This window comes from Maribacter arenosus, assembly GCF_014610845.1.
Taxonomy (GTDB): domain Bacteria; phylum Bacteroidota; class Bacteroidia; order Flavobacteriales; family Flavobacteriaceae; genus Maribacter_A; species Maribacter_A arenosus.
Genome location: NZ_JABTCG010000003.1, coordinates 457,092 through 482,989 on the forward strand (window position 1 = coordinate 457,092; position 25,898 = coordinate 482,989).

The 25,898-nt window shown below is 40.3% G+C and carries 26 protein-coding genes and 1 pseudogene; 13 read left to right on the plus strand and 14 right to left on the minus strand.

Annotated elements, in window-relative coordinates:
• Window positions 1–17: 17 nt before the first annotated feature.
• The 8 genes from HPE63_RS10105 to HPE63_RS10140 form a co-directional block, all read right to left on the minus strand.
• Window positions 18–905, minus strand: coding sequence for an arsenite methyltransferase (locus HPE63_RS10105; protein WP_188314143.1), 888 nt, complete (start codon window positions 903–905; stop codon window positions 18–20).
• A gap of 45 nt (window positions 906–950) precedes the next feature.
• Window positions 951–1,280, minus strand: a complete 330-nt coding sequence (locus tag HPE63_RS10110) for an ArsR/SmtB family transcription factor (RefSeq protein ID WP_188314144.1) — start codon at window positions 1,278–1,280, stop codon at window positions 951–953.
• A 195-nt stretch (window positions 1,281–1,475) separates the two neighbouring features.
• The gene (locus tag HPE63_RS10115) at window positions 1,476–2,870 is read right to left on the minus strand and encodes a glycoside hydrolase family 140 protein (protein WP_188314145.1); all 1,395 of its coding nucleotides are present in this window, start codon (window positions 2,868–2,870) and stop codon (window positions 1,476–1,478) included.
• 79 nt (window positions 2,871–2,949) lie between these two features.
• Window positions 2,950–3,408: a DUF1569 domain-containing protein gene (locus HPE63_RS10120; protein ID WP_188314146.1), complete on the minus strand. Its 459-nt coding sequence runs from the start codon at window positions 3,406–3,408 to the stop codon at window positions 2,950–2,952.
• A gap of 200 nt (window positions 3,409–3,608) precedes the next feature.
• Complete coding sequence (locus tag HPE63_RS10125) at window positions 3,609–4,343, minus strand: glutamine amidotransferase (RefSeq protein WP_188314147.1); 735 nt, start codon at window positions 4,341–4,343, stop codon at window positions 3,609–3,611.
• 27 nt (window positions 4,344–4,370) lie between these two features.
• The gene (locus HPE63_RS10130; protein WP_188314148.1) at window positions 4,371–6,017 is read right to left on the minus strand and encodes a DUF4091 domain-containing protein; all 1,647 of its coding nucleotides are present in this window, start codon (window positions 6,015–6,017) and stop codon (window positions 4,371–4,373) included.
• 31 nt (window positions 6,018–6,048) lie between these two features.
• Window positions 6,049–6,960 (minus strand): SMP-30/gluconolactonase/LRE family protein, encoded by a 912-nt coding sequence (locus HPE63_RS10135; protein ID WP_188314149.1) that lies wholly within the window; start codon window positions 6,958–6,960, stop codon window positions 6,049–6,051.
• A gap of 3 nt (window positions 6,961–6,963) precedes the next feature.
• The gene (locus tag HPE63_RS10140) at window positions 6,964–8,463 is read right to left on the minus strand and encodes a TolB family protein (RefSeq protein ID WP_188314150.1); all 1,500 of its coding nucleotides are present in this window, start codon (window positions 8,461–8,463) and stop codon (window positions 6,964–6,966) included.
• A gap of 102 nt (window positions 8,464–8,565) precedes the next feature.
• Between HPE63_RS10140 and mazG the strand changes: the two genes are divergently transcribed.
• The 6 genes from mazG to HPE63_RS10170 all read left to right on the plus strand — a co-directional run bounded on the left by mazG (window position 8,566) and on the right by HPE63_RS10170 (window position 14,341).
• A complete protein-coding gene (gene mazG, locus HPE63_RS10145; RefSeq protein WP_188314151.1) occupies window positions 8,566–9,339 on the plus strand; it encodes a nucleoside triphosphate pyrophosphohydrolase in 774 nt (257 codons plus the stop codon).
• Window positions 9,340–9,421: 82 nt separating this feature from the next.
• On the plus strand, window positions 9,422–10,795 hold the full coding sequence (locus tag HPE63_RS10150) for an MATE family efflux transporter (RefSeq protein WP_188314152.1): 1,374 nt from the start codon (window positions 9,422–9,424) through the stop codon (window positions 10,793–10,795).
• Window positions 10,796–10,801: 6 nt separating this feature from the next.
• On the plus strand, window positions 10,802–11,029 hold the full coding sequence (locus HPE63_RS10155; RefSeq protein WP_188314153.1) for a hypothetical protein: 228 nt from the start codon (window positions 10,802–10,804) through the stop codon (window positions 11,027–11,029).
• Between the two features lie 5 nt (window positions 11,030–11,034).
• Entirely contained in the window at window positions 11,035–11,604 is a 570-nt protein-coding gene (locus HPE63_RS10160) for a phosphatase PAP2 family protein (RefSeq protein ID WP_188314154.1), read from the plus strand.
• On the plus strand, window positions 11,601–13,259 hold the full coding sequence (locus HPE63_RS10165; RefSeq protein ID WP_188314155.1) for an ArnT family glycosyltransferase: 1,659 nt from the start codon (window positions 11,601–11,603) through the stop codon (window positions 13,257–13,259). Before HPE63_RS10160 ends, HPE63_RS10165 begins: the two co-directional genes overlap by 4 nt.
• Before the next feature lie 476 nt (window positions 13,260–13,735).
• Complete coding sequence (locus HPE63_RS10170) at window positions 13,736–14,341, plus strand: CDP-alcohol phosphatidyltransferase family protein (RefSeq protein ID WP_188314156.1); 606 nt, start codon at window positions 13,736–13,738, stop codon at window positions 14,339–14,341.
• 37 nt (window positions 14,342–14,378) lie between these two features.
• Here HPE63_RS10170 and HPE63_RS10175 read toward each other — a convergent pair whose 3' ends face one another.
• Both HPE63_RS10175 and HPE63_RS10180 read right to left on the minus strand, forming a co-directional pair.
• Complete coding sequence (locus tag HPE63_RS10175) at window positions 14,379–15,230, minus strand: SDR family oxidoreductase (protein ID WP_188314157.1); 852 nt, start codon at window positions 15,228–15,230, stop codon at window positions 14,379–14,381.
• 18 nt (window positions 15,231–15,248) lie between these two features.
• Window positions 15,249–16,268: a quinone oxidoreductase family protein gene (locus tag HPE63_RS10180; protein ID WP_188314158.1), complete on the minus strand. Its 1,020-nt coding sequence runs from the start codon at window positions 16,266–16,268 to the stop codon at window positions 15,249–15,251.
• A gap of 280 nt (window positions 16,269–16,548) precedes the next feature.
• On the opposite strand from HPE63_RS10180, the pseudogene HPE63_RS10185 reads away from it, so the two are divergent.
• The 4 genes and pseudogenes from HPE63_RS10185 to HPE63_RS10200 form a co-directional block, all read left to right on the plus strand.
• Window positions 16,549–17,574: pseudogene (locus HPE63_RS10185) on the plus strand (AI-2E family transporter); the annotation flags it as partial.
• Window positions 17,575–17,716: 142 nt separating this feature from the next.
• Window positions 17,717–18,223: an AAA family ATPase gene (locus HPE63_RS10190; protein WP_188314160.1), complete on the plus strand. Its 507-nt coding sequence runs from the start codon at window positions 17,717–17,719 to the stop codon at window positions 18,221–18,223.
• Window positions 18,201–19,214 carry a hypothetical protein gene (locus HPE63_RS10195; protein ID WP_188314161.1) on the plus strand — a complete coding sequence of 338 codons (1,014 nt, stop codon included), beginning with the start codon at window positions 18,201–18,203 and terminating at the stop codon, window positions 19,212–19,214. Before HPE63_RS10190 ends, HPE63_RS10195 begins: the two co-directional genes overlap by 23 nt.
• Before the next feature lie 126 nt (window positions 19,215–19,340).
• A complete protein-coding gene (locus tag HPE63_RS10200; protein ID WP_188314162.1) occupies window positions 19,341–19,667 on the plus strand; it encodes a polysaccharide deacetylase family protein in 327 nt (108 codons plus the stop codon).
• A gap of 127 nt (window positions 19,668–19,794) precedes the next feature.
• On the opposite strand, the gene HPE63_RS10205 is transcribed toward HPE63_RS10200, so the two are convergent.
• The 4 genes from HPE63_RS10205 to HPE63_RS10220 all read right to left on the minus strand — a co-directional run bounded on the left by HPE63_RS10205 (window position 19,795) and on the right by HPE63_RS10220 (window position 23,201).
• A complete protein-coding gene (locus tag HPE63_RS10205) occupies window positions 19,795–20,667 on the minus strand; it encodes a lysylphosphatidylglycerol synthase transmembrane domain-containing protein (RefSeq protein WP_188314163.1) in 873 nt (290 codons plus the stop codon).
• A complete protein-coding gene (locus tag HPE63_RS10210) occupies window positions 20,648–21,607 on the minus strand; it encodes a glycosyltransferase family 2 protein (RefSeq protein WP_188314164.1) in 960 nt (319 codons plus the stop codon). Before HPE63_RS10210 ends, HPE63_RS10205 begins: the two co-directional genes overlap by 20 nt.
• 100 nt (window positions 21,608–21,707) lie before the next feature.
• Complete coding sequence (locus HPE63_RS10215; RefSeq protein ID WP_188314165.1) at window positions 21,708–22,268, minus strand: DUF2911 domain-containing protein; 561 nt, start codon at window positions 22,266–22,268, stop codon at window positions 21,708–21,710.
• A gap of 24 nt (window positions 22,269–22,292) precedes the next feature.
• Complete coding sequence (locus HPE63_RS10220) at window positions 22,293–23,201, minus strand: aldose epimerase family protein (protein ID WP_188314166.1); 909 nt, start codon at window positions 23,199–23,201, stop codon at window positions 22,293–22,295.
• A gap of 104 nt (window positions 23,202–23,305) precedes the next feature.
• Between HPE63_RS10220 and HPE63_RS10225 the strand changes: the two genes are divergently transcribed.
• The 3 genes from HPE63_RS10225 to HPE63_RS10235 are packed head-to-tail and all read left to right on the plus strand — an operon-like array spanning window position 23,306 to window position 25,851.
• Window positions 23,306–23,848: an RNA polymerase sigma factor gene (locus HPE63_RS10225; protein WP_188314167.1), complete on the plus strand. Its 543-nt coding sequence runs from the start codon at window positions 23,306–23,308 to the stop codon at window positions 23,846–23,848.
• The gene (locus HPE63_RS10230; protein ID WP_188314168.1) at window positions 23,832–24,416 is read left to right on the plus strand and encodes a hypothetical protein; all 585 of its coding nucleotides are present in this window, start codon (window positions 23,832–23,834) and stop codon (window positions 24,414–24,416) included. The genes HPE63_RS10225 and HPE63_RS10230 overlap by 17 nt, the downstream gene beginning before the upstream one ends.
• Entirely contained in the window at window positions 24,397–25,851 is a 1,455-nt protein-coding gene (locus tag HPE63_RS10235; RefSeq protein WP_188314169.1) for a DUF4097 family beta strand repeat-containing protein, read from the plus strand. Before HPE63_RS10230 ends, HPE63_RS10235 begins: the two co-directional genes overlap by 20 nt.
• Window positions 25,852–25,898: the final 47 nt, after the last annotated feature.

The following is a 25,898-nucleotide window of genomic DNA, read 5'->3' on the forward strand; positions in this document are numbered from 1 at the left end:
TTTTATCATTATTTACGTTAACAACAGCCATTATTTGAGGTACAAGGGGCTTTCGATTGAATTTCAGAACCTTTTTTATTCGCTTTTTTTTCTAATTTACCAGGTTTTTCGGCATAAACTGTGATACTGAATATTCCTGTTCTTCCCATATTAAAATTCTTGATCTCCGCTCTAGAAAGGTATTTACCAAGGATATCATCAGGAAGAACAATTGGTTTTTCTTTTTGGATTTTTATATTCTCAAAACCTTGATCCAACATCAATTGCAGGTACTCCTCTTTTTGAATGGCTCCGGCAACACATCCTGCATACATTTCGGCATCAGTTTTTAACGCTTCCGGAAGTTCACCTACCAAAACAATATCAGAAACACTAAAATGTCCGCCAGATTTCAATACCCTGAACATTTCACCGAACACTTTTTTCTTATTGGGGACTAGGTTCAGTACACAATTACTGACGATAACATCGGCGCTCGAATCACCTACCGGCATCTTATCTATATCCCCTTCTCTAAATTCTACATTGTTATACCCCAACTTGTCGGCGTTGGCACGGGCTTTTTCAATCATGATGGGTGTAAAGTCGATACCTATAACCTTGCCTTGGGCACCAGTTTCATGTCGGGCAACGAAGCAATCATTTCCGGCACCTGAACCTAAATCGATTACGGTATTCCCTTCTTTTATTTTCGCATATTGGGTAGGAAGGCCACAGCCCAATCCCAAATCGGCATCTTCGGCATACCCATTGGTTTCAGAGTAGTCGTCCATCATAATATTATATACTTTAGTCGAGGGCGTAGTTGCACCACAGCATGAGGAGGCGTTTTCAACTTTACCTTGCTCGGCGATTTTGGTATAACGTTCTTTAACGATGTTTTTTAATTCTTGTTCATTTTTCATGATTATAATATGTATATGAGGATAATACGTAGTTTGCGTATAAAATCAGCAGCAGTTTTCCTTTGTAATATCCTGGTCCAGAAACTTGAGCATCACCTTTTTCATAGAGGTCCAATTTTCATCATTGATACAATAACAAACGCTGGTGCCCTCGACATTGCCTTTAATCAATCCTATGTGTTTTAATTCTTTAAGATGTTGGGATATAGTGGGTTGCGCTAGTCCGATTTCATCTACCAGATCTCCACAAATACATCCGTCTATTTTAAAAAGATGTTGTAAAATGGCCACTCTTGCAGGGTGCCCAAAGGCTTTGGAGAACAGCGCGATTTCGTTTTGTAGGTCGGTGAACATTTCGGTTTTGGTAAGTCCCATGTTTCAATTATATTAGTTCATTGCAATATTACGATTAATATTTTAAATAAAAATTTATTTCCTTACTTTTTTAGATTCTATAAATTATTATTTCTACGTTGAGATTTTGTCAATGATATGCAGCTCCTTTGACGAATATGGTTACTTAATGCTATATACCCTTATTTCGAAGATAGGGACTTTCAAAATTTTCAATCAATCGATCGACAATGATTTTCCTGGGACACCAAAATTTTGGTTCATGCCATCAATGACCAAAATCCAATCCTGACCTTTTCCTGAAGTTGGCGGTTCAATGACCAGAGTAGATGAACTTTTAATAGGACTTGCCTTATAGGCATTTCCAGTCCTGGGGTCGTACCACCAGCTTAAAAATTCACTGCCTTTTAGCGCGGACATATCCACGGTTGTGGTTTTACCGGTTGGAAAATAAAATAGGGCATAGGTGCCGAGGGCGTCCCTAGTTACGGAAACATAGTCATTATTTTCTTCCTGTTTCCCGAGTACCATTGATTGATCGGGAATCCTTGTAATATAAGGCCTTGATAAGAATAGGTTTTTAAGATGTTTGACCTGGTTGGCCATGGGCAGGTCAAGGGCTAAAGTCCATGGCCTAAGCGGGCCATTGATTCCTTCCTTGTCCAAGGAATACATTTGCCATACATCATGGCACCCATAGGTCTGGCCAAAAGCCCCTGCGAATACATTCCAATACATTATTCTTCGAATATCTTCTGGGAGACTATAACCCAATTCCTTGGCATTGAAACAATTGGGATGGTCTTCATAGAGCGGTTCCGCATCGATGACTGGTTTTGTTGGTTTCAGACCATAATCATGGGTAATGTGCTTGTACGTTCCGCGATCGGCACAATGTCCGGTCTGGTGCATGTTAAAATCTAACCATGGTTCGTTATGGAACCAGGTAGAAGACCCACCTTTTTCCTTTGGTTGTGGATGATAGCCCATTAATGTTCCCTCATATCCACCCGCTTTCTCAGCTATGCCTTCGGCCATTTCATTCCAAATTTCAACATCATCAGAATTGGGCCTCGGGTTCCGATCCCCACCGATGACCCAAATGATATTGTCGTAGTCTTTATAGCGATGGCCTATCCAATTCCCAAATCTTCGAGCGTTTTCGGTGGTAAAAATTTCCGGACCTATACCCCAGCTGTTTTTAAACACCTTGTCACCCCAAGTCGGTAATAGGGCGATATATAAATCAAGGCTATCCGCTTTTTTTATAATATAGTCTACATGTTCAAAATAGGATGGGTTCGGACGATCGGGATCCGCGTTTATTAAAGGCAAATCCCCATAGGGGTTTGGTGTAAAAAGTCCATCAATTTCGGCCAGGGCAACAGCTTGAATGACATTAAACCCTTGAGCCGCCCTTTTCTCCAAATAAAAGTCGGCCTGTTCACGGTCGCATCTATGAAAAAGTTCCCAAGCGGTATCTGCCATCCAAAAAAATGGACGACCATCTTCGGTCATTAAGAACCGTTGGTTTTCACTGACCACTAATTTTTGTGCTGTCATTGTCGAAGTGATCAACATCAGGTATACCATCAGGAATATCCGTTTCATTATTGGTATATTTTGGATTTTTGATTTTTGCGGGAATTGCACCTTTAAAATTATCTAGTTGGATATTTTAATCCTCAGTTCAAACGCCGAACTGCTGCAAATGATGATTGAGATGTTTAGAAAATAGGGTATTCCATTCCTTCGTCGATAATGCGCCAAAGGCATGGGATTCTTTACCGTTAAAATGTTCTTCGCCCAATTTCTGGGTCTTTTGTAAATACCCGATCAAACGTTGTTTTTCCTTTTCAAATTCGCGCTCATCAGTAATCAGGAACATGGGGGCTGTTCGCGTGTTCCTTTTATAGGGTTTTGGACCTACCACCACATTTTTGGCGAATAGTTTGATCATAAACTTTTGAAAACCCTTTGGTTTCGGATGTTTATCCGTATAGACCAGTTCATAGGTTACATTGCAATGGGCCAACATTTGGGCGACATTCATTTTTCCCCAAAGGTTGTGGGTCTCAGGGGTCAATGCATTGATTCTATCAATAGTTTCCTGGCACTCTTTGGCATTAAACAGATTTTTCCAACTCATGATTTTTCGTTTTTAGATGGATTGAAAATACAAATTAAAAGGACGCTATGCCTTACGGAATGTCACTTCAAAGGGAAAACATACTTTTTTGACTAATATCGATTTTGATGGGTACTATTGAAGTAACCCATATACTTCTATTTATTAATCATGTACATTGTTTTTTTCTGGCTATAATAATTGATTGAATTTCCTTGGTTTTAGTCATGGTTTTTATATTGCGCCACAAAACGCTTCAGGATTTCCTTGGGAATTGGGGCTTTCAAATTACGTATAGAGGCAATTAAGGATTCGGCTTCTTCCGGAGGAAAATAACCATAATCCTTATAAGTATGTACCCGCACTATAAACTCATCCGCATCGGCCTCAGGATGGAACTGTGTTGCATAGATATGTTGTTTAACGCGAAACATTTGAACCGGACAGGATGTTGAGGTGGCTAAAAGAACGGCACCAGGAGGCAAATCGTCACAGGCTTCCTTGTGACCGACCAGAGCAGAAAAAGTTCGGGGTAAATCCATTAAAAGGGGGTCTTTTGCCCCTTCTCCCGTGATTTGAAGCATAACACTCCCAATAGGTTCTGCATAGGTAGTTGAAATCGATGCCCCGCAATAGCTGCCTAATGCCCCATTGCCCGAACAAGCTCCCAAAAATGGAAAATCGCAGGCAACGACTTTATCGAATAGGCTATTGAAGAAGGCTTCAATATTTTTTTGGATTGGGCTTTTGAGAGGCTCTGGCGTGCTTATGTCAAATGGACTACCCCCTGCTATTATGGCCGAGTAGTCTTCTAAATCCACCGTTGGAATACCCTTTTCCAACCGTACACGGTGAACCTCATCGGATGCCAACTGACCCACCCTTAAAATAGCCCTAAACTCACTTTCTGCGGTTTCATCTTCAGGGCGCATTTGTAAGATTAGAAATTTCTTCAAGAGCTAGTTATTTAATAGTACTTTTTTTCAATGTAAGGATTTTAGTAATTTTTTTCTAGTCTTCCTATACTTTTTCAAATCAAGGGTATACTCCGCATAGCTTTTGAACACCTTGCTGACAAGTCGATGTTGTTTAGATGGCTTTGCGTCCTTTAATGCGTGTAGTAATTCGTAATCCTCACACCCAATACGGTGGGCTTCAAAACGTAGCGAGGATAGTGGTCCTTTCTTGCCTGGATAAATAATATGCGTATCCCCTGCCGGTAGGTAGTTGTTGTCACTGGCCGCTGGGGATGGATGTTTTACCACACTTTGTTCAAAGGGATCGGCTTGATAATGGTTTAAGCCCCAATGCAGATACCCACCTGTATTATAGAAAGCAGCCCCCCAACCGAAATAAACCTGACGCAATTTTTCCATATCCAAAGTTCTGTTCAACCATTTGCCTCCCGGAATAAGACAGGTATAAACCAAGACTTTTTCACCCTTTTTTTCCCGTTCCCTAAAAAAAGATTCATTTTCCTGAAAATCGTTTATCAAAGGACACCAAATATCAACGGCGCCTGCGATCCCCTCCTTATCATTGGTGGCCTCCATAATCTTCACTTCGGGAAATATTGCTTTAACCTGCCTTGCCACTTCTTTATAGCTCTTTGCGTTCACTTCGGTAGGTTCATCGGCAATATGTTGCAGCCAGTTATTGGTTAGGTTGTTTCGGGTTGTGAATTCCTTTATTCGATGCATTAATTTTTCAATATCCTTATCGCCATTTTCTGAATGATACCTTTTCTTGGTCAAGACAACTTTCAGTTCGGGATCTCCCCAATCATCATCATCCCCACGATACATCAAGTGGGGAGCCTCAAAATATTGAATGCCATATTTTCTGAAAATATTGATGAAGGCCGACAGCTTGTCATCGTTAAGAATCACGCTATCCTTTTCAAAATATATGAGTTCCCCTGGGATGGTAATGGAGTTTTGACGGCCATGGGCCATAAGTTTGGCATAATTGTCCATCATTTTATACCACGATGGGGACCACCTTTCTACATCATGACACGTTTCTATATTGGTTAGACTGAACCAATTTGTATAGAAGAAGTTACTTTGGGCCAATTTTGGCAAGGTTACGGGGTGGATATTAATTTTAAAAACGCCTTTTCCACTAAAGTTTTCAGCATAGGCTTCTATGTATATTGTATGCTTCCCCGGCTTATTGATCAAACTCGGAGGTATGGCAAGTCTGAACGCTGAATAGTTCGCCTTCGTCACAAATTGATTCTTCTCGACGGGTTGAATGACCTCAAAAATCCTAAATGGCGCCCTTCGGATTACATACGGGTTTTTTTTATCGATAAACTGTTCGGTTCTACTATCCAATCCTGTGTTTTGTTCCACGGGTACGTCGATAATTGAACTCCACACATCATCATTCATTACTACCCCGTTCAATTTGGCTGTTAATTTGAAAGGGGTTCCTTCGGGTAATTTTACTAATACAAGTACATCGGCTTCGGTGTCCATAGGAAAATCAGCCTCCCAAGTAGCACTGTACTGTTTTAGGTGGTTTTGATCAGGGTAGATGGCCTGTAGTGGGTCAACAAGGGTAAGTTGTGCATAAAGACCTTGTAATAGGATGCATTGCAAAATCATTATAGCGTAACGTTTCATAGGCTATTGTCTTAATCATGAAAAAATGATTTCAATATGTATCGGCCCCCCTCACCTCCATATCCAGTGTATATACCGAATTCATGGCAGTAATGAACAACTTCTTATAATCATTACCGCCAAAGGTGACATTGGCCGTCCATTTTTGGTCTACGGGAATATGTAAGATCTGATCCCCTTGTTCATTGAAAACGGTTACCCCATCTCCAGTCAGATAAACATTGCCTTGATTATCCAGGGTCATTCCATCAGAACCCATGGTCGTAAAAAGTGTTTTGTTGGAAAGGCTCCCATCCTCATTTATGGAATACGAATAGGTCTTTTTGTTCCCTATATCGGCGATATAAAGGGTCTTACCGTCGGGCGTGCCGATAATGCCATTGGGTTGTACAAATTCATCAGCAACAACCTGGACCGTCTTTTCATCCGGTGCTAGATAATAAACTCGCTTGGCTTCCTGTTCAGGTTCTTCGTGGTTCCACCATGGTCTTTTATAAAAAGGATCAGTGAAATAAATTCCGCCATTATTATCTACCCATAGATCATTCGGGCCGTTCAGTTTTTTATCTTTAATACCGTCAACAAGGACCGTCACATTCTTTTGGGCATCAATGCGCCATAATTGGTTTTTCTCATCGGCGCAGGCCAACAGATTCCCTGTATTGTCAAAATGGAGCCCGTTGGCGCGGCCTGAAGGTTGCATATATACCGAAACTGAATTGTCTTTCGCGGACCATTTTATAATTCGGTCATTTGGTTGGTCCGTGAAGAAAACGTTTCCTTCTTGGTCGGCGGCTGGGCCTTCGGTGAATTCATAGTCCGAAGCCACCAATTCAAGTGTAGCCCCAGGTGCGATTAAGGAATTCTCCTGACCAGTACAATAAAATGTAACCAGTACTAATAAAAACAGCAACGAATAGTACGGTGAATTAGTGCTCCCCATAGGTTACAGCAAGGTATAGCTTACAAAAGCGATTTGCTGACTATCAGGCGACCAGGAAGGGACATTGATAGTGCCTTGACCACCAAATAGTTTTGCAAGTACAGTCACCTCCTTGGTTTCCAAATCCATCAGGCGAAGCATAACATCTTTATTGGGTGGATGATCTCCAGCAGGCACATCGGTATTAAAGGTAACATATACTAGCCACTTGCCATCCGGTGATGGATGGGCAAACCAATCGTTATATTTATCGGTTGTAATTTGCTCCTGATCTGAACCGTCTGGTTTCATCCGCCATATTTGCATCGTACCTGTTCGGGTAGAGTTAAAATAGATGTATTTGCCATCAGGGGAATAATCAGGACCATCGTCAAGACCTTCAGCATTGGTAAGTCGAGTCTCCTTGCCTCCTTCAAAGGGAATGGTATAGATATCATAATTGCCATTTCGTTCTGCACAATAAGCTAGTGTTTTGCCATCTGGCGACCAGCCATGCCAATAGGAAGGGGCAAGAGGCGTTATCTTTTTTGGAACACCGCCTTCTATTGGAATAGAATAAATCATTGATTGGCCTGTTTCTGTCTGGTCACTGATAACCATTTGGGTGCCATCGGGTGAGATACCATGATCATTGTTGATTTTATTCGCAAAATCAGTTGGGATCATTTTCGGCGTGCCGCCCTCTACGGGAATTTTATAAAGCAACCCTTGGCTGTTATAGATCAATGTCTTGCCATCTGATGTCCAATTTGGAGCTTCGATATGGTCTATGGTATGGAAAACTACGTTTCTGTTTAAAGAGGAAATGTCAAGGATTTCAAGACTACTTTCAACCTTCATAGGGGAATCGGTATTTTTCATGATTTTTTCAATTTCAACGTCTTTGAATTTTATGGTTTCAATTACCTCGTTATTGTGGGAACATACCCCAAGCCCAATAAAAAAAGGCTCAGTAAATTCTAAGCGTAAAGATCCAGCGGCAATACTTAATTCTTCTTCATCTTCCAATGCGGTAGAGATTGAGAAGTGATCACCAACTTTTCTCAATTTAACTTTCTTGGGACCTACAATATTCGATTTAACTTCTTTGGTAATTCCACCTTTAGAATCCCTATACTGCATGGAAGTGAGTCCATCACCATGTACGGCGACATCAACGTATGGGGCATCTGGTTCAAGGCTTTGTCGAACCATTAAACAGGCTTTTCGGTGAGGGTCAACCCCTTCACCTACCATTTCTATAATGGCCGATAGGGATACATCACCCGACATTTTTTTCCAAACAAAATGGAATTCATCGGTATTGAACCACATATTGGTACCGCCGCCCGAAACGGTATAAGTGTTGTCCGATGGATTGAACTCAGCAGAGCCTTCAAGTCCAACATTGCCAATATCACCATTGCCATCGAAAATCCCCAAGTTAGGGTTTGTAGGTATTTGCCACGATGATATAAATACAGCGACAATAATAAGCGCAGGAAAAATCAATTTGTATTTCATACTTTTTGCGATTGGTTTTAAGCGAAATAAGATAGAAAAAAATGCACAGAGTACCTACGGAATTATCCTATTTGTATTTGTATTTTTGCCAAAAGCAAATCGATGAAATCCAGAGCACTACAATTAGAGGCATTCGACCGTTTATTGACCATAATGGACGAACTCCGGGAACAATGTCCGTGGGATAAAAAGCAAACCATGCAAACGCTACGGCACCTTACCATAGAGGAGACGTATGAACTTGGTGATGCTATTTTAGAGGAAGATTTGCTCGAGGTCAAGAATGAGTTAGGCGACCTATTGTTACATATCGTTTTTTATGCCAAAATCGGTTCCGAAACGAATGATTTCGATATCACCGATGTGTGCAATGCTATTTGTGAGAAATTGATCAATAGGCATCCCCATATTTATAGCGATGTTAAGGTAAGGGACGAGGAAGAGGTAAAACAAAATTGGGAAAACATAAAGCTAAAAGAAGGGAAAAAAAGTGTTTTGGAAGGGGTTCCCAAGGGATTACCGGCATTGGTGAAGGCCAATCGCATACAGGATAAGGTGGCAGGCGTGGGCTTTGATTGGGAAAAACCAGAACAGGTTTTTGAAAAAGTACAGGAAGAACTTTCCGAATTACAGGAAGAAATAAAGATGGGAAATGCCGAAAAGGTGGAATCCGAATTTGGCGATGTACTGTTTTCTATGATCAATTATGCCCGTTTTTTAAAGATAAATCCTGAAAATGCCCTTGAGCGCACCAATAAGAAATTCATAGACCGGTTTCAATACCTGGAATCAAAAGCTAAAGAACTGGGTAAATCTTTAAAGGATATGACCCTTAGGGAGATGGATGTCTACTGGGAGGAAGCCAAATCCATTTAAACAATAATTCTAGAACTTTTATTATTTACTTATCCTATTCCTAGGAAGACCTCTATCTTTGCTTCCGTTAAACCATCCAATCTTGTTCAGGCAGTACACCAAAGAATTTAAATATAACATAAGGCTATCGGTCCCGGTCATATTAGGGATGCTCGGGCATACCTTTGTTGCCTTTGCCGATAATATCATGGTGGGGCAATTGGGAACAGCTGAACTGGCGGCGGTATCTTTGGGCAATAGCTTTGTTTTTATTGCCATGTCTTTGGGTATTGGTTTTTCTACGGCGATTACACCCTTGGTGGCTGAGGCCGATGGAGCAGGTAACAAGGCTGATGGTAAGAATGCATTAAAGCACGGACTCGTCTTGTGTACGGTTTTGGGATTTTCACTTTTTGGGATAATTCTTTTGCTAAAGCCGATTATGTACCTCATGAAACAACCCCCTGAGGTCGTTGAGTTGGCGATGCCCTATCTTGATTTAGTAGCATTTTCATTAGTGCCCTTGATAATTTTCCAGGCATTCAAACAATTTTCCGAGGGGCTATCCCAGACCAGATACCCTATGTATGCCACGATTATTGCGAATGTTGTCAACATCGTGTTGAATTATTTATTGATTTTTGGTTCTTTTGGATTTCCCAAGCTTGGTATAGTAGGTGCCGCTGTCGGTACGTTAACTTCCCGAGTTATAATGGTCATTTATATTTGGATTTTACTCAAAGGGAAAAAGAAATTCCATGAATATGTAACAGGATTCAACTTCAAACGGATTGAAAAAAAGGTCATGCGGAAGATAATAAGCCTCGGATTTCCTTCGGCGTTGCAAATGTTCTTTGAAGTGGCCATTTTTACTGCTGCCATATGGCTGAGCGGAGTATTGGGTAAAAATGCCCAGGCGGCCAACCAAATTGCTTTGAACCTTAGCAGTATGACGTTTATGTTCGGAATGGGTCTTGGGGTAGCAGCCATGATACGGGTAGGCAACCAAAAGGGGACTAGGAATTTTAGTGAATTACGACGAATTGCTCAATCTATTTTCTTTTTGACCCTACTGGTCGAGATCGTTTTTGCAATATTGTTTTTATGGGGAAGGCATTGGTTCCCAACCATTTATCTTGATGTGGACCATGCGCAAAATATGGCCGATAATACCGAAGTGATTTACCTAGCTGGCCAATTATTATTGGTTGCGGCGTTCTTTCAAATTTCCGACGGTATTCAAGTGGTAGTCTTAGGCGCTTTGCGCGGGTTACAGGATGTAAAGATCCCCACCTTTATAACCTTTGTGGCCTATTGGGTCATAGGTTTCCCTATATCCTATTATCTTGGGCTACACACCGATTTGGGGAGCACAGGAATTTGGATAGGTTTGCTAACTGGATTGAGTGCATCGGCGATTATGTTGTATATTCGATTTAATTATTTGACCAAAAAATTAATTACCGAGCAATTATAAAGCTACATGGAACTACCAAAATTCATATTAGGCGATAATACCGATTGGCCCAACGCTATTTTTGTAATACATACCGAATATCCCAGGTTTATTATTAATCTGGAGGATGATGAGGTGGAGTGGTTAGAGGATTTTACCAAAGAGGACGAAAAGGAACTCGAATCCGAGGCAGAAAGTCTTATTGAACAAGCTACAGCCTTTTATGATAGGGAAGTCTCCCGATATGAAGATTGATACGTATGCTCGAAGAACTCCTACAGCTCGATAAGGATGCATTCCTTTTTCTAAATAGTTTGGGGAGCCCCACTTGGGACGGCTTTTGGATGTTCGTAACCAATAAATTGAGCTCGATCCCCATTTATTTCATATTGCTTGTTTTAGTCTATAGACAATGGGGATTACGTAAGACACTGGTGGTATTGGCCACCGTGGCCATCTTAATCCTTGTTACCGATCAACTGGCTAATTTCTTCAAATATGGGGTTCAGCGCTTGCGACCATGTTATGATCCACAAGTAAGCGGACTTATGCGTTTGGTTAAATCTTCATGTGGAGGTAAATTCGGCTATTTTTCGGCCCATGCCGCCAATTCATTCGCGATTGTCTTATTCTTTACCATATTGTTGAGGAAAAGCTTCAAATATATTGGATTCCTATTGTTCCTTTGGGCCATTATCGTTGCCTATAGTCGTATTTATATAGGGGTACACTTTCCATTGGATATAATTACCGGGGCTCTTATCGGTATGGGAATGGGCTGGATATTTGCAATGTTATATATATTTACACTTCACAAATTCCAACTATGATTTCAAATACCAGGTATTGGTTTTTGTTCCTTCTTATTGTTTTGGTGTATATCGCCGGAATGTTCGTAACCCTTTTCGAAAATGATTCTGCCCAGTTTGCGGTTATGGCCATGCGTATGGTTCAGGAAAATGATTTTTTAAGCCTTTTTAAAGGACCTGAAGAATATCTAGACAAACCCCATATGCACTATTGGCTGGCCGCACTATCCTACAAGATTTTTGGAATTCATGATTGGGCTTATCGCATTCCAGGAGTACTGGCCACACTATTAGGGGCTTATAGTTGTTTTGGCCTGGGAAGACTGTTGTACAACCAAAATGTTGGCAAACTGGCCGCACTTATTTTCATGACCAGTCAGACAATTGTCTTAGGTGCTATCGATGTGCGAACCGATGCGGTTTTGACCGGATTTGCCGTCTTTGCCATCTGGCATTTGACAGCTTACATCGAAAAGAATTATCTAAAACATATGCTTTTGGGTTGTTTTGGGGCAGGAATTGCCTTTTCGACCAAAGGTCAGATCGCCCTTTTGGTCATAGGGTTGCCCATACTATGTCATTTGGCTTATACCCGTAAATGGAAATTGTTTCTAAATTGGAGGGTACTTACAGGACTTTTGGTATTCGCGGTGGTCATTGCCCCCATGCTTTATGCATACTATACCCAATTTGACCTGCATCCAGAGAAGATCATTCGGGGAAGAGGCGAAAGGAGCGGCATTTTCTTTATTTTTTGGGAGCAAAGCTTTGAACGTTTAAGCGGTGAGGGTGTCGGGCAGAATAGCAGTGATTATTTCTTCTTTTTCCATACCTTTTTATGGGTATTCTTACCTTGGACCGTATTGGGTTTGGTAGCCTATTGGCAAAAGGCCAAATCAATAATACAATCCAAGTTCAAATTTGAGCCTAACCAAGAGTTCTTAACGTTAGGCGGTATAACCTTGATTTTTATCATCATCAGTTTTGCCCAGTTTAAATTACCCCATTATTTGAACATCACCATACCGTTGTTTGCTGTGCTGGGTGCAGGTTATTTACATGGGCTGTATATGGAGGAAAATCTTAGGATGAAGAAAATACTCTTGGGATTCCAGTATTTTATTTTGGCAATAGTCTTCCTAGCGGTCACGTTCATTTGCTTTTTTGTTTTTAAAACCGATACCTATTACAACTATATTTGGAAGGTGGTCTTGTCCGTAATTATTATTTATTACTGTTTAAAGCGAGAGGATTACTATTTTAGAATCATTACAATAGGGGTCTTAAGTTCCGTACTCTTGAATGGAGTGTTGAATACCCATTTCTATCCTCGTTTATTGCAATATCAGGCAGGTTCAAGCATGGCCAAGACCATCGATAAGAACAATATTCCCACGGATGATATTTACAAGATATCCGAAAATCATACCTGGGCGTTGGATTTTTACAATCAAAAACCGGTCAAGATCATTTCTTTAATGCAATTAATGGATAAAAAGGATATTTGGGTCTACGTCAATGATAAAGAATTAAAAACACTAAAAGATGCTGGCTTTGATTGGAATCAACAGTTGACCGAAAAACAGTTTCGGATCACTCGATTGCAGGGTAAATTCCTAGATCCTTCTACAAGAAAAAAGGTATTGAACCAAATGCACTTGGTACATATTCATTGATCGATTCCTCATCAATCTACCCTTTAATTCGGTTTTTTTAATTGTAGGGATTAAAGTGTTACTCCATTAATGTGAATCAACTAAACTGCCCTTTTAGATTCTAGGTGCGGCCTCTTGTAAAAAGTGTTCATATAATTCAGAATAACCTTAAATAAGATCGTTATATGGAATCATATATATGGGAGATCAAAATTGATAGTTCCATAATCGATCATGGCTGTAGGCATGATCTATATCATATCATATTCTAATAGGTCCTTATACTTTTGAATGGGTAATCATAACCATGAAAATGATTTAACGAAATACTTTCTGCTTCTTACGAATACTTTTCATGCCCTGTCCGAATGGACAGTTGAACTAAGACCAGGGAATAATATTTTCATAATAGGTTTGGGATAACCCCATATGAAATCGAGTCTTAGGAAATTGCAACCCTTCTTGACGTTCGAATGTCAAAACCAAGAAATATAAGTATGTTGACTTTTAAAAATTTTAATATCGCCGATTGGTTTTCGTTTTATCGAATTGTTGCGGTACCTATACTTTTGGTTTGGTTATGGTTGGAGGAAAGGGAGATTTTCACGTGGTTTTTATTAGTGAGCTATTCAACTGATGCAATAGACGGTTTTTTGGCGCGTAAATTAAAAATCAGCAGTGCACGGGGATCCCAATTAGATTCGATGGGAGACCAGATAACGTTGGCCGTTGGGTTGATTGCATTATGGGTTTTTGAGAATCAATTCATCAGGGATAACTTGCTGCTTATAGCCATTGCGTTTGTACCCTATTTTATTCAAATGATGATTGCTTTTAAGAAGTATGGCAAGGCTACTGCTTTTCATACCTACTTGGCGAAAACCTCTGCGCTTATTCAAGGTGTGTTTATTCTTTGGACCTTGTTTTTTGGCCCTATATATTGGCTGTTTTATATCATGATCGTCATAGGGGTATTGGAGACCATAGAAGAAATAACCCTAATTTTTATGTATGATGTGTGGGTAGAGGATGTAAAAGGTTTGTATTGGGCCTTAAAGGATGAAAGAAGGTTATTTAAAAAGGATTCAAGCAGTAATTTTTAAGAATCCATTTAGTAATGAACCTTCTGACTACCATTGATCATTCCTCTTGCACTACTTTTTCGCCTCCTATATAAGTGAATTGTTTCTCGATTCTCTCTCGATTTACCAATAAGATCCAATTGCTTAACCGTGGCAAATAGCGAATCATGAAATTGGCTAGAAGTCCCAGCTCGGTCAATGTGGTTTTGTCATTCCTTTTTTCGATCATAAACCGAACACTCTTGGCTACGGATTGCGGTTTTGCCAACCGAATGTTTTCCCTTTTCGGCAGGTAGGTTCGAGTGCCATCAACGTCGAGTATACTTTTTTTCGGATCGTTCTCGGTAAAGCCTACATACATTAGCCCAACATGAATACCGGTATCATAGAGTTCAATGCGAAGGGCATCGGCCAATGCGGCCTGCGCCATTTTAGATGCGGTATAGGCCGAATTATAAGGCATACCCCTAAAACCGCCCACACTATTGATAAAAATAATATGGCCTTTGGTTTTTTTAAGATGCGGAACGACGTATTTACTCAAGTAGGCCCCTCCGTTGTAGTTGGTTTCCATTAGGTTCTTGAAATTGGAGACTGCCATTTTCTCCACGGTACCTCGACTACTATCGCCCGCATTATTGATCAATATGTCAATTTTTCCAAAACGTTTCACTGCTCGGGTTATCAGGGTTTGGCATTGGGTAAACTTACTTACATCGGCGGCCACCGATAAGACGTCATATCCCTTTTTTAGAAATTCATTGTTCGTATCCTGTAACCTTTTATTATCCCTACCGTTCAATACGACCTTGACCCCTTTTTCCGCCAATTCAATGGCAATGGCCTTTCCAATACCCCTGCTGGAACCTGTTACAATGGCGACTTTATTTTTCAATTGATCGGAATTCATGGTATTATTGGGATTTAGTTACCATCGTACAACAATTTTCCCCATTGATTTTCTGGACTCTAAAAATGTATGGGCCTCGGCCAATTGGTTAATAGAATATTCTCCACCGACATGAGGTCGAAGTATACCCTCTTGTTGCAATTGTATGACTTCTTGCATTACACGGGCTATCTTTTTTGGTTTCTCCTCGGCGATTTTTAGCATGTTTACCCCGATGACCCCTTTTGAGTTGCTTAAAAACTGCACAGGATGATAAATACCGAACTGCCATAAGTCTTTCAGCTTTCCGAATATGGTCTTTTGGCTGTTCAGGGAGGAAACCCCATAGCTGACCAATCTACCTCCCGCACCCAACAATCGATACCCTTGTTTGAGCGATTTGCCCCCAATAGGATTAAAAACCACATCAAGTCCCTTATCGCCAACGAGCGACCGTATGGTTTCGGCAAAATCTTTTTTCCTATGGTTTATAGGATGGTGCACCCCGTTTATTTGAAGGTATTCCATTTTTTCGGGGGAACTGCAGGTACCGTACACGATACATTTTTTATGTAGGGCCATCTGTACCAAGGCTGTCCCAACGCCTCCTGCGGCGGCATGGATCAAAACCTTTTCATTTTCCTGAATATTCGTTATCCTATCGGATAAAAAATAGGCAGTACAATATTGTGTGGCCAAAGCAACGGCCACACCTGCAGAAATGGATTCAGGTATTTTGTTTGCCACCCCGTTTTCGGCAATCGCGAATTCCGCATATCCCCCAAACAGTGTTAGAGCGGTAACCCGGTCTCCGATAGTTAGGTTTTTGACATTGGCCCCACATTTTTCGACCTGCCCGACCACATCGTATCCCAGTAGGGAAGGTAAGGGTGGTGCACCCCGATATTTGCCGTAACGGGCGGCGATATCCGCGAAATTCAGGCCGAAAGCTTCTACCTTAATTAGCACTTGGCTGGGCCCAGGTTTTGGTTTTTCTACTTCCCTAATTTCAAAGGCAGTTTCTGCAGGACCGTATTTTACAAGGTAGGCTGCTTTCATTGTTGATGTTTTAATTCTTCATACTAGGAAAGATAGACTATCATTAATTGGCGGGGTATGAGCAATATCATCTTCACTCAATAAAGGCCTATATACTGATATTGGTCATTCCATATTTTTCATAGGGGTCTTACTTTTGAAAAAATGTATTTTCGATGAAGCGATATACCATCAATTTGCCCAATGTTTTTTACTTTTTTGGCATAACGGCTTTGATTGTTTATTTGCTCATCGAAGGCCGGGTTATTCTTGTTCCGTTGATTTTTAGTTTTTTTTTGCCCTAATGCTAAAACCTATTGTAAGCTTTTTTGAAGCGAAAGTTCGCAATAGATATGTATCGATTTTGGCAGCATACCTTGTAGCTGTAGTACCCTTATTGGGTGTGCTTTTTTTCTTTTTTAATCAATCCAGAATCTTATTTGGTGAGCTCCCTTCTGTCCGGGATAGGTTAAATAATGTGGCAACGCGATCAATGGGATGGTTCGATCAGCAGTTCGAGTTGGATCCCGAAACTTCATTCAACTGGATATCCGAGAATATACTTTCTATACTAGATATTCCTTTGGGTTTGTTGCAGGAAAGTTTTCAATCGGGCACTACTATTCTCGCTAATACCGTATTGATTATATTAATCACGTATTTCATGTTGTTATATCGTACGGCATTCAAGAATTTTTTTCTGTCACAGGTTAATCCCAAATACAGGGAAACAACGGAGCAGCTTTTTAGCCAATTGCAAAAGTTAACGAAGCGCTATATGATCGGTCAGGGGCTGATCGTTGTTATTCTCGGTGTCCTCATTGGATCGGGCTTGTGGTTGATCGGGGTACCATATCCTTTCTTTTGGGGGTTTTTGGCAGGCTTTTTGGAGATTATTCCTTATGTTGGCACCACTATCGGTGGTCTTTTGCCCTTAACCTATATGCTTATGGTTTCCGATTCCCTTTGGCAGCCATTGGCGGTGCTGGTATGGTATATTATAGTTCAGCAGTTGGAAGGTAATTTGATTTCGCCCAATGTGATGGGATCGAGCATCAAGGTCAACCCTTTGTTCATTATTATGGGTCTTTTTTTAGGGGGATTCATTTGGGGTGTATCGGGTATGATTTTGGCCTTGCCTATACTCGCTATTTCAAAAGAAATATTTAGGAGTTTTGACGTACTGGTCCCATTTAGCTATTTGATGGAGGATGGGCTTTCTAGAAAATCGAATGTTTTTCTAGATGAATTTGATAGCAGCCAATACCGTTTTTTCCATGTTTTTTTTGAAGAGAAAAAAGATGGAAATCAAGAAAGCAAGCCTTAAATGAATTAAAGGATTTTATCCATTAATTTTGGGTGCATGAAAACCGGATTCTGAACATATTGTTCTAAGAGTATAACAAAAAAAATATTCTGTCTTTCAATGCTAGGAGTCAATAGTTTCATGAATTAAAAAAAAGTATACCATGATCATCATCGTTTTTGGCCTTCCCGGTTCCGGTAAAAGTTATTTTGCCTCCCGCCTTGCCCAAATGTTGGATGCCAACTATGTGAACAGCGATATGTTACGGAAAGAACTGTTCCCCAATAGAACCTATTCCGATGCCGAAAAAGGAAAGGTCTATGATACCATGTTTCAAAAAATGGAGGAGGCGATTGCCCAAGGAAAAAATTTGGTGCTCGATGCCACCTTCCATAAAAATGCATCGAGAAAACGATTTAAGGATGGTATAAAGGAAAAGGAACTACTTTTTTTTATCGAGATACAAGCGGAAGAAAATACCGTCAAGGAACGCTTAAAAAAGAGCCGACCCTATAGTGAGGCCGATTTTAAGGTCCATCAACTGATCCGACAACAATGGGAACCTTTACAAATTCCACATTTGACTTTGGTCTCCACAAATGATAATATCGACAGTATGCTTCAAGAAGCGGCACAATATCTAAACCATGAATCAAAATCAAATCGATAAACTAATTTCCGATGGGGTATTCCCTAGTTCGCCCAAAGAACGGAAATTGGTCGAGACCCATATCTCCTGGGTAATACTTTGCGATCAGTACGTCTATAAGATCAAAAAGCCGATGCACTATTCTTTCTTGGATTTTTCAACGATCGAACTTCGGAAACACTTTTGCGAAAGGGAACTGGAACTGAACCGAAGATTTACTGAAAATGTATACCTCGAGGTGTTAACGATCCATGAAACAAATAATCGATACCGAATAGGTGGGGAGAAGGGTAAGATTATCGACTACGCTTTAAAGATGCGCAAACTGGATACCAAAAAACAAATGGACGTGCTCGTTGCGAAGAATGAAGTAAGCGAGGCGAACATCGAAAAATTAGCAGAACGGATTGCGGAATTCCACATAAGAGCAACGATTATTTATGAAAACGCTGTGCTCGATATCAAAGATAAGTTCAACGATATCGGAAAGGAGAAGGAATTCATTGCCCAAAACTTGAACCCTGATTATGGTCATCTTTTGGAATGGGCAATCAAAGCCTCAAATAGTTTTCTTGATACCTATGAAAAGTTACTGCGTGAAAGGTTAGATGCCGGATTCTTTAGGGACGTTCATGGCGACCTGCATACCCGTAATATTTTCTTATTACCCGAACCCCTCCCTTTCGATTGTATCGAATTCAATGATGCATATCGCCAGATCGACATCTTGAACGAGGTGGCCTTTCTGTGTATGGATTTGGATGCTCTTGGAAGAACCGATCTTTCCGATTTGTTTATCGAACATTACAATCGCCATTTTCCGGCAATGGGAAATGAAGCCGATCGGAAACTATTCGTTTACTACAAAAGCTATCGTGCCAACATACGTGCAAAAGTCAACAGTCTTCGCGCCAGAAGTGCTGACAACAAGGGCGATAAAGCGAAAGCGCTAGCCGAAGTCAAAAAGTATATAGGCTTGATGAATGGATATCTCGAATCTTTGGATATTTGATAGGACTTGAATCGACTATCGGAAAAAAGTATGCCCCCGTTTTCCTTAATTGCGTATTTAAGATAAATGGTAGCCAAGAAAGATTGGCGACTTATTTTGCATTCGTAGAAAATCATAGCGTTTGAAATGGATGCCGACAAATGCATTTTTGAAGATGATATCATCTTTCACCACCTTTTTTTAGGACAGTTCGCAGGTTTTGAAAGAGGCAGGTTAGCTGACCACTACGCCCATGTTCTGGATGATCTACCCACTGGATTTAATATATTGATCATACATCCGGCATTTGATGACCGAGAAATGCGAGGGATTACCGTAACCACACGAATTTTGGTTCGGAATAGCGGCTTGGATTACGAATATTCTACAAGTGAAAGTTGTAGGGGAAAGCTAAAGGAAAACAATATTCAATTGGTTGCCTGGCACGAAATAAAGTCAGGCATGAATCAATGAATTGAACCTCTTATCAAATTTTACTTGAATTGTAATTTCTCCATATGTAACACAAATCGAATGGTTTTATGGAGACGAATATTCCCTTTAGGAAGTTTTGAGGCAGATTATGTAGTTCAAAATAGTCTCAAACTTCGGTTTTAAGTTTCACTTTTTTAAAGTGATATATTATACCAAATAAAGAGACCAATGCTGTGATCAAGAAGAATACCATACTTATGCTTATTGAAGTGTTCGCGTCTAAAGTCAAAAGGGTTGCCCCATAGAAGAAAGTGACTTCGCGGCTACCTATGCCTCCTATGGTCAAGGGCAAGACCGATACGATCGAGGAGATAAGAAAGATAAAGAGGTAGGCGATTTCATTCGCTTGGATCCCCAATGCCTGTAATATAAACAAAGCACAGATCAATTGGGCCAATTGTACCATACCCGACAAAGCAACGGATTTCCAAAATACCGGGAGCACATAATTAAAGAACCTTTTGTTCAAGAACCAAAAGACAACTATTGAGAGTACTCCAAGGAGGCCTATGGGTAAATTATAGGTATTCAACCAAGGGTTGTTGAGTAGCAGTCCCAAAATACAGGCATACATAAATAATAACAACAGTCCGCTAAGTCTATCTAAAACCAATACGGAGACCACCTTTTTGGTTTCTACCTGGAACTCTTTTTTTATAAGATAACCCTTATAGGCATCCCCACCGATACCTCCTGGAAGGAAAAGATTGTAGAACATACCCAATAGATAGAGCTTTAGATTACTCTTTTGGGTAAGTCTTATCCCGAGGTTATGAAAATATAAATTAAGCCTTACAGCCGCCAATACCTTGGAACCAGCAAATAACAAAATAGCCCCTATTAGGAAAAGCGGGTCGGTTTTTTTTAGAATTTGAATAACTTCTTTGAAATCGACCTTTGTGAAGATAAAATAGATAAGGACTGCGCTTATGGCAATCTTGGCTATCGTGATGAGTTTCTTACGTAATCCCGTCTCCAATCGTCACTTTTTTAATTCTATAAGGTCTTTTCTTCTGCGATTCGTAATAGGTTCGAATAAGGAGTTCCATGACAATCCCGATGGTAAACACCTGAATGCCAGCCAAAATGAACATTAGGCCAAAGATCAATAAGGGTCGGGTTCCTATATCTTGCCCAAAACCGAATTTAATAATAAGGAGGTAGATATTTATGAGTACCCCCAAAAGGATCATTAAAAATCCGAATATACCAAAGAAGTGAATGGGGCGTTGAAAATATTTACGGATAAAAAGTAGTAACATCATATCCGCCACTACTTTAAAAACGCGTTCAAGACCGTATTTTGAAACCCCCGCATTACGGGCATGGTGTTTAACCGGTACTTGCTTGATCTGTGCACCTTCCAAATAGGCAAGCAAGGTGATAAAACGATGCATTTCACCATATAGGTTCAAGTCCTTCGCTATGTCCTTGCTAAAGACCTTTAAGGCACAACCGTTGTCCTTTATATCGAGTTTGGTAACCCTGCGGACCAGAAAATTGGCAATTTTAGAGGGAATCTTTTTAACCAAGGAATCCTTTCTTTTCTGTCGGATCCCGGTAACGACATCATAGTCGTCTTTTAGGGCATAATCCAGCATTTGTGGGATATCGCTGGGGTCGTTTTGCAAGTCCCCATCCATAGTAATTATAAATTCCCCTTCAGCGTAATCAATACCTGCTGCCAAGGCCAGGCTCTGGCCGTAGTTTTTCTTCAATTCAATGAGATGCACCTTGTCGTCATCCATATTTTTAACCACTTTACGGGTATTATCCGTAGAGAAATCGTCGATATAAATGATCTGATAGTTATATCCATTTAGACTTTCGTGGATTTTTTGGGTCAATAAAACGGCATTTTCCTCCTCATTGTACAAAGGAACGACTATTGATAGTAAGGAATCTGTTAAAGGTTGCATCCAGTTAAATTAGTCTGGCAAAGGTATATTTTTTATTCATATGCACTTGCCAATGAAGTTTATGGTCATTTCGAGATTCGGTAAAATTCTTCATTGACTTTTATTTCGAAATGGGCACCTTTATTTTGGTTTGGTCCCAGGATACTATGAGGTATACTTGTTCCCCTTCTTCAAAACCAATATTTAGTTTTTCTTGAATGGATGAAGTTCTTTCAACAGGTACTTGTATATTGACCACGTCTGTTTCAGGGTTTCTGGTGGTTTCCTTTCCACCACTTAAAATGGTTACGCCCCAATCGGCAATCTCGGAGTTGAAGATTACTTCCCAACTTTCCTTCCCCGGTTTTGTCCAAAAAGAATAGGTGCCAGCCGGAAGGGTTTTGTCAATTACCTTGATATCTGAGCCGGTCGTGAATGTTGTTGGTTCGTTTGCCCCTGTTCTCCAAACCACATCATAAGGTACCAATTCCCCAAAAATGACCCTATCTTTCTTAGACGGACTCGAATAGGTCACCGAAAGGTCCATTCCGTTTTTAGTATAGGCATTCGTTACTTGTGGACTATTTTTTTTAGTTTGTTCCTTCATATAGGGCATGCCAACGAACATGACCAATGCAATTATGGCAACTACGACAAGTAAAATCCATTTTAATTTTTTCATCTTCTGTGTTTTGAGTTGTTTTGACTAAGTTACCAAATCAAATTTAAAGGTAGATGCATTGCGATAGGTTTCAGAGGGTCTTAGAATGCTGCTTGGAAAATCGGGTTGATTTGGTGCATCCGGAAAATTCTGGGTTTCAAAGCAGATGGCCGGGAAATGGGGAGGGGTATAGACCACCATTCCCCTTTGATTGGTATTGACCTCCATCGAAATTCCGGACTTTGTAGAATAAACCATGGCCGCAAAACTACTATCGTCATCCGTGGCAAAAGGAGTGTTAAGGCGGGAAAGCCCAATTTGCCGTTCGGAACTATAGTCATAGGGACTATTTTCGACCGGAATTAATTTGCCGGTGGGTAATAAGTTCTGGTGGGTCTCCACTATTTTTGGGCAATTCAATTTGAGGTAGTAATGGTCTATGCTGTTTTCTTTATCCAGCTTAAAATAGGAATGGTTGGTCAAATTCACCACAGTGGTCATGTCAGTGGTTGCCTCATGAATGACATGGAGTTCGTTATTACTGATTTTATACGTTACTGTTGCCCTTAAATTGCCTGGGTAACCCTCCTCCAAATGTTTACTGAAATAAGAAAGCCGTACAAAAGGTTCATCTCCATGTCGTACTTCCTCTATGGTCCAATATTTTTTTGCAAAACCTTCCTTTCCTCCATGAAGATGAATACCCTTTTTATTGAATAATGGGTAGTTTTTCCGGTCTAACGTAAAACCACCATTGCCTATGCGCCCGGCATACCTTCCAACACATGCTCCTAGACAAACCATATCGTTAAGATACTCTCTGGGATAATCATGCCCTACAACTACGTTCGTATACCTGCCTTCATCGTCTTTTACCAATAATTTTTGGATTATGGCACCATAGTCCAAAACAATCAGGGTAATGAATGGATTGCTAATCGTAACTTGTTTCAAGGAAATAAGATTTAATAGGGGTAAAATTAATCGTTTTTGCAACATTGGCCTATTTATGTCGTCCTTAGAATAACAGAACAACAAAACCAACAACGAAACCCGTAATGTTTCAAATTGATGTCGTAGAACAATGCAGGGCCAACAATCGACAGGCCCAAATACAGCTTTACAAACAATATTGTGGAGGTATGTTCTGTGTGGCCATGCGGTATGTGAAAAATGGGGATGATGCGGAAGACGTTGTTCAGGAATCCTTTATAAAAGCGTTCCAAAAACTACATCAATTTAAAGGTGAGGTAACGTTTGGAGCATGGCTTAAACGGATTGTGATCAATAAAAGCATCGATTTCTTAAAAGCAAAAAAACAACATACGGTGGCATTGGATGAGAATTATATGCAGGTGTCCGAGGATGATGATTGGACGGTAGAAAACGACATCACCTTGGATCAAGTTAAAACGGCAATAACAAAGCTGCCTGATAAGTATAGATATGTGCTTATGATGTTTTTGATCGAGGGTTATGACCATCGTGAGATCGCACAGGTTTTAAAATTGACCGAAACGACCAGTAGAACAAGATTATTGAGAGGAAAAAGCTATTTAAAGGAGTTGTTAAAGGAAAAAGTATATGGCACAGGATCTTAGAAAATTATTCGAGGGAGAGCATAAGAAAGAGGATTTTGTTATGAACGAAGGTCATGAAAAACGATTTATGGACCTTTTGGAGAAAGAATTCCCAGCCAAGAGGAAACCGTCATTTCTTATTTTGAGAATTGCCGCTGCCCTATTGGTATTGGTAGGCGTTGGCACTTTTCTGTATATGAACGGGAAAGAAGGTGACATCAAAACAACCATTGTCGATAAAGGCCCGATTGTCGAAACAAAAACAGGAATTTCCTTAGGAGATCTTTCACCGGATTTAAAGAAAGTGGAAAATTATTATGTGGCCAATATTAATCTTGAATTATCAAAATTGAATATCTCTGGGGATAACAAAGAGCTGGTCGATAGCTATATGGAGCGATTGTCCGAATTGAATCTGGAATATAAAACCCTTAATACAGAACTCAATCAAATTGGTCCTAATGACCAAACGATATCGGCCCTAATAAAGAATTTGCAGTTTAGGTTGCAATTATTACAGAAATTAAAAAAGAAGTTAAACGAAGTACAATCATCAAAAAACGAACAGTATGAAACTAATGCGATTTAGAATAATCACTATGATCGTGGCCCTAATGGTAGTTGGGGTTTATGGTCAAAAACAAAGCAAGACCTTTAATGAGGTTTTCAATGTGAACGCCCAGACTGTCCTTGATATCAATACCAGTAATACGGATATTGAATTCGAGACCTGGGACAAGAACCAGATTGCCGTGGAAGCGACCATTGAAGTTGATGGTGCAACTCCCGAAGAGGCGGAGGATTATTTTTCGGATGGTGGGATTGAAATCGTTGGGAATAGTAAAAAGGTTGAGATCAATACAGGTCCTGAAAATAAATGGTCGTTTGCATATTCGATGGATGGACTGCATAATCTGAACATCGATATCCCAAATTTTCATTTTGAAATGCCCGAAATACCGGAAATGCCCGAAATACATTTGGAGGAATTGCATATTGATTTATCCGATATGCCCATGCCGCCGGTACCTGCTGTTGAATTTGATTATGAGGCATACAAAAAGGATGGGGATAAGTACCTAAAAAAATGGCAGAAAAAGTTTGATAAGGGGTTCGATAAGGAATATGAGCAGAAAATGGAAGCCTGGAGTGCTAAAATGGAAGCTAAGCAAGAGGAGATGGCCAAACGCCACGAAGTCATGGCTGAAAGGCATGAAGCCATGATGCAGAAAAGAATGGAAGTTCAAGAGAAACGTATGGAGGAAAGGGCAGAGGCCATGGAAAAACGTGCCGAAAGTATGGCCAGACGGGCCGAGGAAATGGAAGAGCGCAGGGAACATATTTTTGAGTTAAGGGAAAATCATGAAAATGAGCCTAATATATTCTATTATTCTTCAGACGGTGAAAACAAGAAATTCAAAATCAAAAAGACCATTAAAATAAAAATGCCAAAAGGCACCAAAATCAAAATGAACGTACGCCACGGAGAGGTGAAATTAGCTGGGAACACCAAAAATATCAATGCAAGATTAACCTATTCCACTTTATTGGCCGCTACTATTGATGGTGACGAAACATCGATCACAACATCGTATTCGCCTGTAAGCGTCCAAAAATGGAACTATGGGTTATTACAGGCCGATTATTCGGAACATGTGGATTTGAAAGAGGTGCTCAACTTACGCTTGAGCACCACATCCTCGGATGTAACCATACACAAGCTTTTGGAGCAGGCAGTCATTCACAATAGGATGGGTCCCTTAAAGATCAATTGGGTTTCCAATGATTTTAAGGAAATCGATATATCGTTACAAAATGCCGAATTAACCTGTAACTTACCGGAAACCGCATTTAATATTGCGATTGACGGGTCAATGTCCAAACTCACCTCGCCCCCCAATTTGAAATTGGTTAAAACTACCCATAACAACAGGACGGTTCACACAGGGTATAACGTCAACAAGAATAGTGATAAATCTATCGAAGTTAATTCAAAATATAGTGAAGTAGTCTTAAAAAATTAGTGCCTAGTTAGTCTTTCCATGTCCCGAACAAAGAATACCTACCAGTT